The sequence below is a fragment of the Dyella jejuensis genome, assembly GCF_044904675.1.
GTDB lineage: Bacteria > Pseudomonadota > Gammaproteobacteria > Xanthomonadales > Rhodanobacteraceae > Dyella_B > Dyella_B jejuensis.
Map to the genome: position 1 here is coordinate 408,185 of NZ_JADIKJ010000002.1, position 14,832 is coordinate 423,016.

Annotated in this window: 13 protein-coding genes; 5 read left to right on the top strand and 8 right to left on the bottom strand. The window is 64.1% G+C overall.

Annotated features, from left to right (window positions below; all coding sequences use genetic code 11):
- Positions 1-498 precede the first annotated feature (498 nt).
- Positions 499-1,200: a phosphodiester glycosidase family protein gene (locus tag ISP15_RS03560; protein ID WP_404545348.1), complete on the top strand. Its 702-nt coding sequence runs from the start codon at positions 499-501 to the stop codon at positions 1,198-1,200.
- The gene (locus tag ISP15_RS03565) at positions 1,197-3,608 is read left to right on the top strand and encodes a penicillin acylase family protein (protein ID WP_404545164.1); all 2,412 of its coding nucleotides are present in this window, start codon (positions 1,197-1,199) and stop codon (positions 3,606-3,608) included. Before ISP15_RS03560 ends, ISP15_RS03565 begins: the two co-directional genes overlap by 4 nt.
- Before the next feature lie 50 nt (positions 3,609-3,658).
- Here the strand turns inward: ISP15_RS03565 and dapE are convergent, their stop codons facing one another.
- The 7 genes from dapE to map all read right to left on the bottom strand — a co-directional run bounded on the left by dapE (position 3,659) and on the right by map (position 11,113).
- Positions 3,659-4,810 (bottom strand): succinyl-diaminopimelate desuccinylase, encoded by a 1,152-nt coding sequence (dapE, locus tag ISP15_RS03570; protein ID WP_404545166.1) that lies wholly within the window; start codon positions 4,808-4,810, stop codon positions 3,659-3,661.
- A 5-nt stretch (positions 4,811-4,815) separates the two neighbouring features.
- The gene (locus ISP15_RS03575) at positions 4,816-5,169 is read right to left on the bottom strand and encodes a Spx/MgsR family RNA polymerase-binding regulatory protein (protein WP_404545351.1); all 354 of its coding nucleotides are present in this window, start codon (positions 5,167-5,169) and stop codon (positions 4,816-4,818) included.
- Between the two features lie 5 nt (positions 5,170-5,174).
- Entirely contained in the window at positions 5,175-5,945 is a 771-nt protein-coding gene (locus ISP15_RS03580; RefSeq protein WP_404545168.1) for a hypothetical protein, read from the bottom strand.
- Between the two features lie 119 nt (positions 5,946-6,064).
- Complete coding sequence (dapD, locus tag ISP15_RS03585) at positions 6,065-6,892, bottom strand: 2,3,4,5-tetrahydropyridine-2,6-dicarboxylate N-succinyltransferase (RefSeq protein WP_404545170.1); 828 nt, start codon at positions 6,890-6,892, stop codon at positions 6,065-6,067.
- A gap of 78 nt (positions 6,893-6,970) precedes the next feature.
- Positions 6,971-7,462, bottom strand: a complete 492-nt coding sequence (locus ISP15_RS03590) for a PepSY domain-containing protein (RefSeq protein ID WP_404545171.1) — start codon at positions 7,460-7,462, stop codon at positions 6,971-6,973.
- Between the two features lie 127 nt (positions 7,463-7,589).
- Positions 7,590-10,238, bottom strand: coding sequence for a [protein-PII] uridylyltransferase (gene glnD, locus ISP15_RS03595; protein ID WP_404545172.1), 2,649 nt, complete (start codon positions 10,236-10,238; stop codon positions 7,590-7,592).
- 110 nt (positions 10,239-10,348) lie between these two features.
- Positions 10,349-11,113: a type I methionyl aminopeptidase gene (gene map, locus ISP15_RS03600; RefSeq protein ID WP_404545174.1), complete on the bottom strand. Its 765-nt coding sequence runs from the start codon at positions 11,111-11,113 to the stop codon at positions 10,349-10,351.
- Positions 11,114-11,419: 306 nt separating this feature from the next.
- Here map and rpsB point away from each other — a divergent pair, with 306 nt between their 5' ends.
- Together rpsB and tsf are read left to right on the top strand one after the other, a co-directional pair.
- Positions 11,420-12,307 carry a 30S ribosomal protein S2 gene (gene rpsB, locus ISP15_RS03605; protein WP_404545175.1) on the top strand — a complete coding sequence of 296 codons (888 nt, stop codon included), beginning with the start codon at positions 11,420-11,422 and terminating at the stop codon, positions 12,305-12,307.
- A 66-nt stretch (positions 12,308-12,373) separates the two neighbouring features.
- Positions 12,374-13,255 (top strand): translation elongation factor Ts, encoded by an 882-nt coding sequence (gene tsf / locus ISP15_RS03610; protein ID WP_404545178.1) that lies wholly within the window; start codon positions 12,374-12,376, stop codon positions 13,253-13,255.
- 114 nt (positions 13,256-13,369) lie between these two features.
- On the opposite strand, the gene ISP15_RS03615 is transcribed toward tsf, so the two are convergent.
- The gene (locus ISP15_RS03615; RefSeq protein ID WP_404545179.1) at positions 13,370-13,795 is read right to left on the bottom strand and encodes a VOC family protein; all 426 of its coding nucleotides are present in this window, start codon (positions 13,793-13,795) and stop codon (positions 13,370-13,372) included.
- A 231-nt stretch (positions 13,796-14,026) separates the two neighbouring features.
- Between ISP15_RS03615 and pyrH the strand changes: the two genes are divergently transcribed.
- The gene (gene pyrH / locus ISP15_RS03620; protein ID WP_404545181.1) at positions 14,027-14,746 is read left to right on the top strand and encodes a UMP kinase; all 720 of its coding nucleotides are present in this window, start codon (positions 14,027-14,029) and stop codon (positions 14,744-14,746) included.
- Positions 14,747-14,832: the final 86 nt, after the last annotated feature.

The window sequence follows — 14,832 nt, forward strand, 5'->3', positions numbered from 1 at the left end:
AAACTGAAGTTTAAGGCAACACCGATCATGTATCGCCGGCGCTCCATCCGGTCTGTTCGCAGACCATAGGGCCCGCGGGTGCACTCGGCTTTGAGGAGCGAGGAAGGTATGTGGACAGGCAGTCCGGGCTCCAACGTGTTGAATTTCAAGTGGCGGGGTGAGGCTTGGAAGGCCCGTAGGCCGCGCCGCGCGGCCTGTGCGGGAGCGGCCAGGGATGGCCGCGTTTGAGCAGCAAAGAAGACGGCCAGTCTTCCCTGCGCCATGCACCGCACCCTGCGAGCCCTCCAGTCATCATGGCGACGGCGATACCTGGTCAGTGTTGCCTTCGGCGCCAAACCGGTGCCGGTGGTCTTGCATCTAGCGTGGCAAGGCGGCGACCATCCACGGATGTTGCCGTCTACGTTCACCCTTCGGTTGCGCCGCAAGCTGGCGCTGCACCTGTTCGCAGTGCTCATCGTGCTTGCGCCTTTGGTCGGCTGTAATGACCAGGCGCAGCCGATGGAAAGCCGCGAAGTGAGTTTCCAGGGCCAGGACTTCACGGTGGTAAGCCTGGACCTGCACCGCGAATCGCTCAGCCTGCACTGGAAAAATCCCGACACCGGCCAAGCCTTCAGCGATATCCAGAGCTTGCGCGAATGGGGAGCGGCCAACGGCAAACGCTTGATGTTCGCGGCCAATGCGGGCATCTATGATCAAGCGTTCGCGCCGCTGGGCCTGTACGTGGAGCACGGCAAGACCCAGGTACCGTTGAATCTTTTTCGCGGCAATCCGGCCGCCGGCAATTTTTCGATCCAGCCCAACGGCGTATTCGCGATCTATGCGGACGGCCACGCCGCGGTGCGCACCAGCGTGGATTTCAAGGCCGACAAGAAGCCCGCGGACTGGGCCACGCAATCGGGCCCGATGCTGGTGATCGACGGCCAGATCAACCCGCAATTCGTCAATGACTCCAGCAGCAGCAAATGGCGCAGCGGGGTATGCGCGCGCGAGCCTTACCAGGTGGTGTTCGCGGTGAGCGAATCGCCGGTGAACTTCCACACGTTCGCCCAGCTGTTCCGCGACAAACTCGGTTGCCGCAACGCGCTTTACCTGGATGGCAGCATTTCGCAGTTTTATATCGATGGCAGCGGTTACACCGGCGCCCCCACCTTCATGGTCAAGCCCTACGCGGGCATCTTCGCAGTGTTTGTCGACCAATGACCACGCAAGCTCGCTTTCGCTGGCTCCGGGCCCTCCTGATCCTGGTGCTGATCCTGGCGAGCGGCCTGTTTGCAACAGGCTGGTGGTTGCTGGCCGGCAGCCGCGCGCAGCTCGATGGCGAACTGCAGGTAGCCGGCCTGGGGCACGCTGTCACGATCAGGCGTGATGCACTGGGCACCGTCACCATCGACGGCCAGTCGCGCGATGACGTTACCTTTGCGCTCGGCTATGTGCATGCGCAGGAACGCTTCTTCCCGATGGACCTGATGCGCCGCATGGCGGCGGGCGAATTGTCCGAACTGGTCGGCCCGGCCGCGCTGGACACCGACCTCAACCATCGCCGCCATCGCCTGCGCGCGGTGGTCCAGGCCGCGTATGCGGCCTTGCCGCCCGACCAGCGGCACACGCTGGAGATCTACCGCGACGGCGTCAATGCGGGGCTCGCCCATCTGCGCGAGAAACCATGGGAATACCTGCTGCTGGACACGCAGCCGCAACCTTGGCGTCCGGAAGATACGCTGCTGGTGATCGCCGCGATGTACCTGGATCTCCAGGGTGATGGCCGCAATGAGCGTGAGCTGGATATCGCGCAGATGCGCGCCACCTTGCCCGGACCATTGGTCGATTTCCTGCTTTCGCCCGATCCGGTTTGGGAAGCGCCACTCACCGGCCACACCTCGCCTTCTCCGGTGATCCCGGCGGCGGACGTTTACGATCTGCGCCGCGCGGGCATGCAGGCCAGCGCTGAAAAAGTGGCCCGGGCGCCAACGCATTCGGTAGATATCGCCTATCCCGGCAGCAACAGCTTCGCGGTGGCTGGCACTATTTCCCGCTCAGGCTCGGCCATTCTCGCCAACGACATGCACTTGGGCCTGCGGGTGCCGAATATCTGGTCCCGGGCGCGCCTGCGCTACCCGGACCCCACGGCGCCCAAGGGCCAACGCGATGCCATCGGCGTGACCTTGCCGGGTACGCCGGCCTTGGTGGTGGGTTCGAACGGGCAGATCGCCTGGGGCTTCACCAACAGCTACGGCGATTGGATGGACTGGGTGCGCGTGCTGCGTGATCCGCATGATTCCAGCCGCTACAAAATACCCGGGGGCTGGGCCACGCTCGAAAAGCACGCGGAAGTGATCCGCATCAAGGGCTCGCCAGCGCACACGCTCGACGTCGAGGATACGCGCTGGGGACCGATCCTGGCCAAAGACACCGACGATACGCCGCTGGCGCTTGCATGGATCGCCGACCAGCCCCGCGCCTACAACCTCACCCTGATGCAACTGGAACATGCCTCCAGCACGTCCGCGGCGCTGGACCTGGGCGCCCAGTTGGGGATGCCGCCGCAGAATCTGGTGGTGGCCGACAGCGCGGGCCACATTGGCTGGACCATCGCCGGCAACAGCATTCCGTTGCGCGCGGACTTCGATCCGTCACAGCCGGCCGACTGGTCGCAGCCGGATACCGGCTGGACCGGCTGGGCGGCCGCCTCGCGCTATCCGCGCATCGAAAACCCCGCGGACGGGCGACTGTGGACCGCCAACAACCGTACCGCCGACGGCGACGAACTCGCCTTGCTGGGCGACGGCGGCCACGACCTCGGCGCACGCGCGCAGCAAATCCGCGACGACCTGCGCGCGCGCGCCGATTTCGGTCCCGCCAATCTGCTCGACATCCAGCTCGACGATCATGCGGTATTCCTCACTCGCTGGCAGCGGTTGCTGCAAACCACTTTGTCGCACACCGACGACGCGGCGCTCGATTCGTTGCGGCAGCTCACCGCAGCGTGGCGCAATGAAGCGGCGACCGACAGCGTGGATTACCGGCTCGTGCATGCGTTCCGCGACGAAGTGCATAAGCTGGTGCTCGCGCCGTTCGCTGCGCAAATCGAGCAGCGCTTCGCGGATTTCGAATGGCCCGGCCCCGGCAATCAGGAGGCGGCGGTGTGGGCGATGCTGCAGCAGCAGCCGGCCAACCTGCTCGATCCGGGCTATCGCGATTGGCATGCACTGCTGCTGCAGGCGGCGAAGAATGTCGCCGCGACACTGGGCAAGTCATCCGGCGGATTGGCCGCGCGCAACTGGGGCGAGATCAACCATGCCTCCATCGATCACCCGCTTGCGCGTGCCCTGCCTGCGTTCCTCGGCCGCTTTCTCGACATGCCGGACGACCCGTTGCCCGGCGACCACAACATGCCGCGCGTTGCCGCACCGGGTTTTGGCGCATCCGAACGTTTCGACGTATCGCCCGGACATGAAGATGAGGGCATCCTGGAAATGCCGGGCGGACAGAGCGACAACCCGCTATCGCCGTTCTACGGCGCCGGGCACGAGGATTGGGTCAAGGGCCGTCCCACCCGGCTGCTACCGGGCAGCGACCGGCATACGCTGACGCTGCTGCCGGCGACCTAGCCGGGCAGCGGAGCCGGGGATCCTGTGCGCCTGCTCAAGGGTGCGAAGGATCAATGCAACAACATGCGCTCGCAAACCGCCTGGTACAAATCCGGCAGGCGATCCAGTTCGGCCATTTCCACGCATTCGTCGACTTTGTGGATCGTGGCATTGACCGGTCCGAGCTCGACCACTTCCGCACCAAGCGGTGCGACAAAGCGACCATCGGACGTACCGCCGCCAGTACTCTGTTCCGGTTCCATACCGCACAGGTCGCGGCAGACCGCCACGACCACTTCCCGCAATCGTCCGCCGGCGGGAGTAAGGAACGGTTCGCCGGAAAGATTCCACTCGAGCGTGTAATCCAGGCCATGCTGGCTGAGGATGGCTTCGGTGCGTCGGCGAAGGTCCGCCTCGGTGCTTGCCGTGCTGTAGCGGAAATTGATCAACGCCGTGAGGGCGCCCGGAATCACGTTGGTCGCGCCGGTGCCTGCGTTGAGATTGGACACCTGGAAAGAGGTCGGCGGGAAATCGGCATTGCCATCGTCCCAGCGCTCCGCCGCCAATCCGCTCAGCGCGGGCGCAAAGGCATGGATCGGATTGAGCGCCTTCTCCGGATATGCCACATGGCCCTGTATCCCGCGCACGGTCAACGTGCCGGACAACGAACCCCGGCGGCCGACCCGGATCAGGTCGCCGAGTTTTGCCTTCGCGGAAGGTTCGCCCACCACGCACCAGCTGATGCGTTCGCCGATCTCGCGAAGATAGCCGGCGACGCGACGCACGCCATCGAGATTGGTCGGACCTTCCTCGTCACTGGTCAGCAGCAGGCCGACCCGGCCAGGATGGTCCGGATGGGCGATGACAAAGCGCTCGAGCGCAACCACCATCGCCGCCACCGCACCCTTCATGTCCGCGGCGCCACGGCCGTATAGACGGCCATCGCGCATGGTCGGCTCGAACGGCGGGCTCTGCCAGGCATCTTCCGGGCCGCTGGGCACTACATCCGTATGCCCGAGGAAAACCAGCAAGGGTCCTGCCCCGGGCGTGTTGTTCGCACCGTGCGTCGCCCAGAAATTGTCTACCTCGCCGTAGCGCAGGTGTTCGATGTGAAAGCCCAGGCGCGCCAGCCGCGCCCCGATCACCGGCAGGCAACCGGCGTCTTCCGGAGTGACCGAACGGCGGCGGATCAGGTCGATGGCAAGCTCGCTAACCTCGGACATGGCAGTCAGTGCCCGAACAGTTTTTTGAAGCCGTTATCGGTAAATCCCACGCTGACGGCACCGTCGGGTTGCACCACGACGGGCCGGCGGATCAGCGCGGGATATTCTTTCAGCAACAGCGTCCATTCCGGATCGCTGGCGGGGTTCTTGCGCTGCGGCAGCAGGTTGCGCCAGATGGTACCGGCCTTGTTGATCAGCTTTTCCCAGCCGCCCAGTTGCTGCGCCCAGCTTTTCAGCGTAGCGGGCGGCACTGGATTGGCGCGGTAATCGACGAACTCGTGCGCGACGTCGAAGCGGACAAGCCAGTTGCGCGCCTTCTTGCAGGTGTCGCAATTTGGAAGGCCATAAAGCATGGGCATTGTCATCAATGTCGATCCCTCTTCGGTTGCTGCCGGCGCAGCATCTGCACAACAAAAAAGAATGCGGCCGCCGCGGCGAGATGTTTGAGAGTATGCCCGCTGATGACGCCAGCAGTCGCCTGGAATAGGGCAAGGTCGAGTTTTTCGCACCCCAAAGCCACGGCGTAGCAGGCCAGCGCCAGCCACAGCCTGTGGCGTTGCGTCCAGGGCGTCGGCAGCAGTGCCAGCGCGAGCAGTATCAGCAGGATCGAGCCGCCCTGGGCAACCAGGTACGGCATGAGGTTGCCGCTGCATGCCCAATAGATCACGCTACCCAAGCCAAGCAGGGTCAGCACGATCAACGACCCGTCCGAACGCCAGCGCAAACGTTCGGCATAGGTGGCCGCGAGCAAAGGCATGAACACCACCGTCATCGGCAACCGATCCCATACCAGGCGGCCATCCGAAGGCGCCCAATGGTAGAAACCGGAGCCGAACGCGGTGAACACCAGGCCCAGGAACATCAGCGCGTAGGCATGGCGCGGCGCGGCATCCATGGCTCGCACCGCGGGTGTGCGCATTGCAAATAGCCCCGCCAGGCCCGCCACCAGAAACATGATATTCGACGCTACGTTGCCGTAATTGGGAATTCCCAGCCATGCGCGACGGTCGGCAAAATCATGGTAGCCCTGCGGTTGCGCGAAGGGCGGCAACACGAAGGCCAGCACAACCAGTACCGCCGCCAGCAAGGCTAATGCCCAGGCACGGCCGCGCATGGGTCTGGATGCGATTGCCATCAGCATTTCTCCGTGAAGACGGTTGATGGTCCTGGCGTTATCCGCATGGCCCTGCGCCGGCGTGCCTGGTTTCCAATCCATCTCCGGCACGCGGAACACCGGACCCGGGATGCGTGGCCTCAGTCACCGCTGCGCAAGAGTTCATTGATGCCGGTCTTGCTACGGGTTTTTTCATCGACCTGCTTGACGATGATCGCGGCGTAGAGACTATGGCTGCCATCCTTCGCCGGCAGGTTGCCCGCGACAACCACGCTGCCCGCAGGTACGCGGCCGTAGCTGATCTCGCCCGTGGCGCGGTTATAGATGCGCGTGGATTGGCCAAGGAATACGCCCATGCCGATCACGCTGCCTTTCTCTACCACCACACCCTCGACCACTTCGGAGCGCGCGCCGATAAAGCAGTTGTCTTCGATGATGGTGGGATTGGCCTGCAATGGTTCCAGCACGCCGCCGATGCCGACGCCGCCGGACAGGTGCACGCCGGCGCCGATCTGCGCGCAGGAACCCACCGTAGCCCAGGTATCGACCATGCTGCCTGCGCCAACGCAGGCACCGATGTTGACGTAGCTGGGCATCAATACAGCGTCTTTGGCGATATGTGCGCCACGGCGCACCAGCGCACCCGGTACCACGCGCGCACCCAACTCCTGCAGTTCCGCATCGTTGCCGTGCGCGAAGCGCAGCGGCACCTTATCGAACGCCGCTGCCGCACCGCCGTCGACCACGCGATTGGCGTGGATGCGAAAGTAAAGCAGTACGGCCTTTTTCAACCACTGGTTGACCACCCAATCGCCCTTGCCGTCGGGTACGGCCACGCGCTGCTCACCCGCTTCGAGCAGATCGAGCACTTGTTCCAGCGCCGGACGCAGGTGGGTTTCGATTTCGCTCTGGCTGAGGTCGTTGCGGCGCTCGAAGGCGTCGTTGATCAGGCTTTCGATAGATTGCATGGGAAGGCTCGTATTCGGATCAATGCTGAAGATTACGCATAGGTTCCGCCCTTCTCAAAGGAAAAGCGGAAGCAAGGTTCACATCAGCGCGAGTATGACGGGAAACGCAACGCCCGCCAGCAGGAGCAGGCTTATCAACACGCGCCGGCGCGTGTAGCGAAAGGCCATGTAGATGCCGATCACCGTCGACACGAACAAGGCGAACGACACGAAGGCGCAAAAAATCTTCAGCGGCAGCGGATTCCTCGCCTGCATCGGTGCTGCCAGCGGCCGCGCCGGCAGGGTTTCGGCGCCCGGGCTCGCGCCCTGCGCTGGCGTGGCAGCGCGACCGTCGCCCTCCATCGGCCGCGCCTTGTGTACCGGCACTACCGTCGTCTGCTTTTTATGCAACTGCGCAAACGTCACCAGCCATGCCGGCGGCTTATAGTCGCTGCCGCGGGAGGCTTCGTGCAGGCCGAACACCTGCAGGCCGCCGGTGAATGCGAAGAACAACAGGGCGGGCGCGATGAACACGCCGACGAAGAGATGGACTTGCCGGGCGATCTTGAGAAATGCATGGGACGCGGACATGGTTTTGCAGCCTTCTTGGCAGAGTCAGCCAAACGGAGAAAAGGGATGGACGATGACAGGCCGCTGACGCGGCCGCGCGGGAAATCATCCCCGGCCAGCCATGACATAGCCGCTTCGCATGCTCGGGCTATGCAGACAGGCTCTGTGGTCCGATCCGCTCCACCAAAGCCTGCCACAGACGCTGCTGCTGTGTCTCGCCCAGCGGCGCATTGCGGCGGTCGGTAAGTTGGAAAAAATCTTCGACGCGCTCGCCGAACGTGGCAATGCGGGCGTCATGCACACGCACTTCGCACGCCATCAGTACCTGCGCTACGGCGGCCAGCAGGCCCGGCCGGTCGCTGCATACGAGCGCCATCTGGGTGCGCCCGTCGGCGTGCTGGAAATCGATGCGCGGCATCATCTGGAAATGCTTGAGGTGCCGCGACATGCTGCGCCGCGGCGGCATGATCGGCGCCGGCTGCGCCAGTGCGCGATGCAGCCTTTGCTGGAGTTCTTCAGCGCGTTCCGGGCTGGCCGGTTTCTGGGTGTCCGCTTCCAGCAACAGGAAGGTGTCCATGGCCTTGCCATCGGGCGAGCTGAGCACGCGCGCTTCCATGACGGAAAAATGCAGGCGGTCGAGCATGGCGGTGACGTTCGCAAACAGGCCATCGCGATCGGGCACGTACACGAACAATTCGGTACTGCCGCGCACCGACAGTGGATTTACCGCAATCAACGGCAGCTTGCCCTGCCCGTGCAGGATCTCCGCGGTCTGCCAGGCAATCTGCTCGGGACGATGGCGCAGGAAACTCGCCATCGGGAACGTATCCCAGAGCCGGGCCACCGCCGCGGGATCGTCGCCGTCGCTTCCTAGTAACGCCAGCGCCTGCTCGCGGCAGGCCCGAGCCCGTGCGGCCGCCCCGGACGACGGCTTGGCATCGCGGCGCAGGGCATAGCGCGTGGAGGTATACAGATCTGCCAGCAAGCGGTCTTTCCAGGCGTTCCATAGGCGCGGACTGGTGCCGATGATGTCGGCAATGGTCAGCAGGTAAAGCTGGCCCAGGCGCTCGCGCCCACCGACGATGTCGGCAAAACGATGCACCACCTCCGGATCGGTGATGTCTTGCCGTTGCGCCGTGGTGCTCATCAGCAAATGCCAGCGCACCAGCCAGGCTACGCGCTCGATATCCTCTTGCGGCAAGCCGAGCTTGTGGCCGAACGCACGCGCATCTTCCTCGCCCAGCGTGGAGTGATCGCCGCCGCGCCCTTTCGCGATGTCATGGAACAGCGCCGCCAGCAACAGCACTTCCGGCCTGGGCAGGGTCGGCCAGACTTCGCAGGCCAGGGGAAATTCGGCCTGGGTCGCCGGATCGGCAAAACGCGCCACGTTGCGCAATACACGCAGGGTGTGTTCATCGACCGTGTAGACATGGAACAGGTCGTACTGCATGCGGCCGAATACCTTGCCGAACGCAGGCAGGATCGCGGCCAGCAGGCCATGGCGGTTCATGCGCCAGAGCGCGTCCACAGCCGGCGCGCCATGCCGTAGCAATTGCAGGAACGATGCCAGCACCTGCGCATCGTCCGCCAGCATTCCGTCCAGGGTCGCGGTGGCCTGGTGGATGCGGCGCATGGTATCGGCGGTGAAGCCGATCAGGCCCGCCTGGTCCAGGCGCGCGATGAAGATATCCACCAGCGCGGCCGGCCGCCGCATGAAAAGATTGGGATCGCGCACCGCCAGCCGCGCGCCGTAACGGATGAAGTCCAGGCCGACCGCCTGCGCTTCGCTCGGCGGCTCAAGCATTTCCACGAAGCGCTCGGCGATCTGGATGCCCAGGCGCTCGACTTGACTGGCGGCCCGGTAATAGCCCTGCATGAATTGTTCGACGCCGAGGTTTTTCTCGTGCTCGTCCTCGAAACCGAGGCGCGCGGCGATGCCTCGCTGGTAATCGAACAACAGGCGTTCTTCCGGCCGGCCGGCCTCAAGATGCAGCGCAAAACGATAACGGCGCAGCGTAGCCTCCGCTTGCAACAAGTTGTCGCATTCGGCGGGATCAAGCAGGCCTTCCGTCACCATGTCCGGGAAATCGGTCGCATGCGCCAGGCGCTTTCCCAGCCAGCGCAGCGAATCGAGCGTGCGCAGGCCACCGGGGCCGTCCTTGAGATTGGGTTCGAGGTTGTAGGCCGTGTCGTCGTAGCGCGCATGCCGCGCGTTGCGCTCGGCAAGGCGCGCGGCCAGATAATCGTGCGGCGGCCACATGGCTGGCGCATCGATGATGGCGCGCAGGCGCGCATCGAGTGCCGGATCGCCGGCCAGGCGCCGCGCATCGAGCAGGCTGGTGAACACGCTGGCTTCCGCCGCGGCCAATGCCTGGCACTGCATCGGATCGCGCACCGCGTGTCCCACCTTGAGGCCCGTATCCCACAGGGTCGCGAAACATTGTTCCAGCGCGCGCAGGCGCGAGGCATCCGGCTGCTCGACCAGCGCCAGCAAATCGATATCCGAATAAGGAAACAGCAAGCCGCGCCCGAAGCCGCCTATCGCGAACAACGCCGCGTCGTTGACGTCGCCCAGGCAAGCCGTCCATACGTGGGCCACGATGCGTGTGACCGAATCGCTGCGACGGCGCGCGAGATCGGTGGCGTCGACACCTTTGCGGAAGGCCACGGCAATGGCGCGATCCAGGTCGCCCAGCAATTGCCGCAAGGCACGCCGGGCGTCGCCGGATACGCCAGAGCGCGGTACCGCGACAGGCAGTCGCGGCAACGGTGGAAGTGAGGGGGAAGCCTGGGTCATGGGGCTTGCGTCGAGGCGCGGGTCAACGCGCCATCATGGCCATTGAAGGGTGGAGATCGAGTCGCGGGAACACCGGTCCACATGCTCTTTGCCCCTTTGCGAATCGCTCCTCAGGCATCCGGCCAGGGCGTGAGAATCTCGAAACCGTCGTCGGTGACCGCGATCGTGTGCTCCCACTGCGCCGACAGCGAGTGATCCTTGGTGACCACCGTCCAGCCATCCGGCAATTGCTTGGTCTGCGGTTTGCCGGCATTGATCATCGGCTCGACCGTGAAGGTCATGCCTTTCTGCAGCGCCACGCCGGTACCGGGCTTGCCGTAGTGCAGGACCTGCGGTTCATCGTGATAGACCTTGCCGATGCCATGGCCGCAATACTCGCGCACCACCGAGAAACCCGCCGCCTCGGCATGCTTCTGGATCGCATGGCCCACGTCGCCCAGGGTAGCGCCGGGACGCACCGCCTGGATGCCGCGCATCATCGCCTCGTGCGTGGTTTCGACCAGCCGCCTGGCCAGCACGCCAGGCGTGCCGACGTAATACATGCGGCTGGTATCGCCGTGCCAGCCATCCTTGATGACGGTAACGTCGAGATTGATGATATCGCCGTCCTTGAGCACCTTGCCCGGGCTTGGGATGCCGTGGCAAATCACATGGTTGACCGAGGTGCACAGGGTCTTGGGAAACCCGTGGTAGCCCACGTTCGCCGGGATCGCCTGCTGCACGTTCACGATGTGCTCGTAGGCGAGCCGGTCCAGCTCTTCGGTGGTAACGCCGGGCTTGACGTGTTCCTTGAGCATGGCGAGCACCTCGGCCGCCAACTGGCCGGCGACGCGCATTCCTTGGAGGTCTTGGGCGGATTTAAGGGTAATGGCCATGGTCCTGGATTCATGTGGCGGCAAAGTTTCCCGAAAAACCAGCAACTTGCCGCGAAGCGGTGGCCCCGGCTATACTTTCCGGGTTTTGCAGACCGCTTCCGGCCATCTGATGGCCCACACGGCGCAAAGCGAAGCGGGATTGTAACCGCGCCGCGGTACAAGCCCAACCAACGCCACACACGTATCGGCACCGTCTTCGGGGTGCTGCGCTGCCCTGCTCTTGCAGGCATTGCGGTCGAAGCCGGGATACGTGGAGGTCCCAACCCCCCGGGCCATTCGAAAAAGGCCCATCGCAGGAGTAACACCATGGCTCAAGTCACCATGCGTCAGATGCTGGAAGCTGGCGTGCATTTCGGTCACCAGACCCGCTACTGGAACCCGAAGATGGCCCCGTACATCTTTGGTGCGCGCGGCAAGATCCACATCATCAACCTCGAAAAGACCCTGCCGCTGTTCACCGACGCGATGAACTTCCTGTCGGGCCTGGCGCAAAAGCGCGGCACCGTGCTGTTCGTCGGCACCAAGCGCTCCGCCCGCGAGGCCCTGGCCGAGGAAGCCTCGCGCGCCGGCATGCCGTTCGTGACCGCCCGCTGGCTCGGCGGCATGCTCACCAACTTCCGCACCGTGAAGCAGTCCGTCGCCCGCCTGAAAGAACTGGAAGCGGCCGAGACCGATGGCAGCTTCGACAAGCTGGTCAAGCACGAAGTGCTGGCCCGCCGTCGCGAGCGCGCCAAGCTCGAGAATTCACTGGGCGGCATCAAGAACATGAACCGCCTGCCCGACGCGCTGTTCGTGGTCGATATCGGCCATGAAAACATCGCCGTGCTGGAAGCCAAGAAGCTGGGCATTCCGGTGATCGCCGTGGTCGATACCAACTACAACCCGGAACTGGTCGACTACGCCATCCCGGGCAATGACGACGCCATCCGCGCGATCCAGCTGTATGCCCGCGCCGCGGCCGACTCGATTCTGGAAGGCAAGGCTGCCTCGCCGGCCGCCGCCCAGGGCGACGCCAATGAATTCGTCGAGCTCGACGAAGAAGGCAACCCGGTCGCCAAGGACGAAGATCGTCGCGCCGCCGCCCCTCGCCGCAATGCGCCGGCCAAGAAGGGCGCACCGCGTGGCGACCGTGACGGTGGCCGCGGCGGTCGCGGTCGTGGCGGCCGTCCGCAGGAAACCGCTGACGCCGAGTAAGTCTTAACCGCAGCCGGGGCCGCCACATGGCCGGCCCCGACCGCCTCCAAGTTTCCCGAGGATCCCATGAGCAATATTTCCGCCCAACTGGTCAAGGAACTGCGCGAGCGTTCCGGCGCCGGCATGATGGAATGCAAGAAGGCACTGGTCGAGAACAATGGCGACATCGACGTCGCCATGGAATGGCTGCGTAAGTCAGGCCTGGCCAAAGCCGACAAGAAGGCTGGCCGCGTGGCCGCCGAAGGCCGCATCGTCACCGCCCAGGGCAACGGCAACGCCGTGCTGGTGGAAGTGAACTGCGAAACCGATTTCGTGACCAAGAACCCCGACTTCGTGAAGTTCAGCGACAACGTCGCGGACATCGCGCTGAAGTCCGGCGCCAAGGATGTCGACGCGCTGAAGTCGGCCGCCTACCCGGCCGGCGGCACCGTCGAGGAAGCCTCCAAGGCGCTGGTTGCCACCATCGGCGAGAACATCCAGGTTCGCCGCATGGCCCATGTGGCCAACGGCGGCGTGATCGGCAGCTACGTCCACGGCGGTCGCATCGGCGTGCTGGTGGCGTTGAAGGGCGGCTCCGAAGAACTCGCCAAGGGCATTGCCATGCATGTGGCGGCGATGAATCCCGCCTACGTGCGCGCCGAAGATGTGCCGGCCGATTTTCTCGCCAAGGAAAAGGACATTGCGCTCAGCCAGATGTCTGACAAGGAAAAGGCCAAGCCTGCTGAAATCCTTGAAAAGATCGTCGGCGGCAAGGTCAACAAGATCATTTCCGAAGTCACGTTGCTGGGCCAGCCTTACGTGCTGGATACCAACACCACGGTTGCCGAGGTGTTGAAGAAGGAAGGTGCCGACGTGATCTCGGTGGTTCGCCTGGCAGTAGGCGAAGGCATCGAGAAGGTGCAGGACGATTTCGCCGCCGAAGTGATGAAGCAGGCGGGCCTGGCGTAATTGCCAGAAGGCGCTTGTACGAAAGGGCCGCGGGAAACCGCGGCCCTTTTGCTTTTATGAGTTGCCGCTTACTGCCTTCGCGATAGGCGAAAGCGGAAGGACCATGGATCCGCTTCAGGTTCCTGGAGGCGCTTGTTTCGAAACGGAAGCAGTCCTGGGCTGCAGCAAATCCCATTTGTTGCCATAAAGATCCTCGAACACCGCCACCGTTCCATAGGGTTCTTCTCGCGGCCATTCGAGAAAACGCACGCCACGGCTGCGCATCGCCTCGTAACGCGCATGGAAGTCATCGACATGCAGGAACAGGAACACCCGCCCACCCGCCTGCTCCCCAACGCAAGCGTCCTGTTCGGCCGTATCTGCCAGGGCCAACAGCAAGCGCGTTTCGCGCGCCCCTGGCGGCGCAAGCAATACCCATCGCTTGCCGCCGCCCAGCGGCGTATCCTCGATCAGTTCGAAATCCAGGCATCCGGTATAGAACGCGATCGCCTCGTCATAATCGCGCACCAGCAATGCAATGGCGGCGATAGCGTGCTGCATGACCCACTCCTGGCGGTGACTACAAGGTGAAGCATAAAAGCATCGCGCACTGACGTCTGTGGTGCGCTCCGCTACAATGCCGCCGTTTTGCCTGGATGCTCGCCCGAACCCGGCAACCCGCATCCGGCGATGCGCCGCTCGCGTTCAGCCATACTCAGTGCCTGACCGGCGCTCGAAACCCGGCCCTGGCCGATTTTTCGGCATTTTTTCACACCACCCACCGGAGCCTCCATGAGCGACATAAAGTACCGACGCATCTTGCTCAAACTCTCCGGCGAAGCCCTGATGGGCGATGCCGACTATGGTATCGATCCCAAGGTGATCGGCCGGCTGGCCGACGAGATCATCGAGGTGCAGCTGACCGGCGTACAGATCGGCGTGGTGATCGGCGGCGGCAATATCTTCCGCGGCGCCGGACTGGCGGCTGCCGGCATGGACCGCGTCACCGGCGACCACATGGGCATGCTGGCGACCGTGATGAACGCGCTGGCCATGCAGGACGCGATCGAAAAGAGAGGCGGCTTCGCCCGGGTGATGAGCGCCATCCAGATCCACGAAGTGGCCGAGGATTTCATTCGTCGCCGGGCCATCCGGCATATCGAGAAAGGCCGCATCGCCCTGTTCGCGGCAGGCACCGGCAACCCGTTCTTTACCACCGATTCGGCGGCCGCGCTGCGCGCGGTCGAGGTAGGAGCGGACCTGCTGCTCAAGGCCACCAAGGTCGATGGCGTCTATACCGCCGATCCGGCCAAGCATCACGATGCGAAGCGCTTCGAGCAGCTGACCTATGATCAGGTGATCGAGCGCAAGCTGGCCGTGATGGATACGGCCGCCATCGCCCTGTGCCGCGACCATGGCATGCCGCTGCGCATCTACGACATGACCGTGCCCGGCAACCTGATGCGCATCATGCGCGGCGCGGCGATTGGAACGCTGGTCGGCGCGACCTGAGGCGTGGCCTGACGGCTGGATGGACGCCGGCCACATTGCTCGTCCATCCCTCCCCGCACCCCCCTGCTATACTTGGCGGCTTGCAC

Excerpts from the sequence above, each read along its gene's own strand:
- ISP15_RS03560 (WP_404545348.1), top strand. The coding sequence starts at position 499 with ATGGAAAGCCGCGAAGTGAGTTTCCAGGGCCAGGACTTCACGGTGGTA.
- ISP15_RS03565 (WP_404545164.1), top strand. The coding sequence starts at position 1,197 with ATGACCACGCAAGCTCGCTTTCGCTGGCTCCGGGCCCTCCTGATCCTG.
- dapE (WP_404545166.1), bottom strand. The coding sequence starts at position 4,810 with ATGTCCGAGGTTAGCGAGCTTGCCATCGACCTGATCCGCCGCCGTTCG.
- ISP15_RS03575 (WP_404545351.1), bottom strand. The coding sequence starts at position 5,169 with ATGCCCATGCTTTATGGCCTTCCAAATTGCGACACCTGCAAGAAGGCG.
- ISP15_RS03580 (WP_404545168.1), bottom strand. The coding sequence starts at position 5,945 with ATGGCAATCGCATCCAGACCCATGCGCGGCCGTGCCTGGGCATTAGCC.
- dapD (WP_404545170.1), bottom strand. The coding sequence starts at position 6,892 with ATGCAATCTATCGAAAGCCTGATCAACGACGCCTTCGAGCGCCGCAAC.
- ISP15_RS03590 (WP_404545171.1), bottom strand. The coding sequence starts at position 7,462 with ATGTCCGCGTCCCATGCATTTCTCAAGATCGCCCGGCAAGTCCATCTC.
- glnD (WP_404545172.1), bottom strand. The coding sequence starts at position 10,238 with ATGACCCAGGCTTCCCCCTCACTTCCACCGTTGCCGCGACTGCCTGTC.
- map (WP_404545174.1), bottom strand. The coding sequence starts at position 11,113 with ATGGCCATTACCCTTAAATCCGCCCAAGACCTCCAAGGAATGCGCGTC.
- rpsB (WP_404545175.1), top strand. The coding sequence starts at position 11,420 with ATGGCTCAAGTCACCATGCGTCAGATGCTGGAAGCTGGCGTGCATTTC.
- tsf (WP_404545178.1), top strand. The coding sequence starts at position 12,374 with ATGAGCAATATTTCCGCCCAACTGGTCAAGGAACTGCGCGAGCGTTCC.
- ISP15_RS03615 (WP_404545179.1), bottom strand. The coding sequence starts at position 13,795 with ATGCAGCACGCTATCGCCGCCATTGCATTGCTGGTGCGCGATTATGAC.
- pyrH (WP_404545181.1), top strand. The coding sequence starts at position 14,027 with ATGAGCGACATAAAGTACCGACGCATCTTGCTCAAACTCTCCGGCGAA.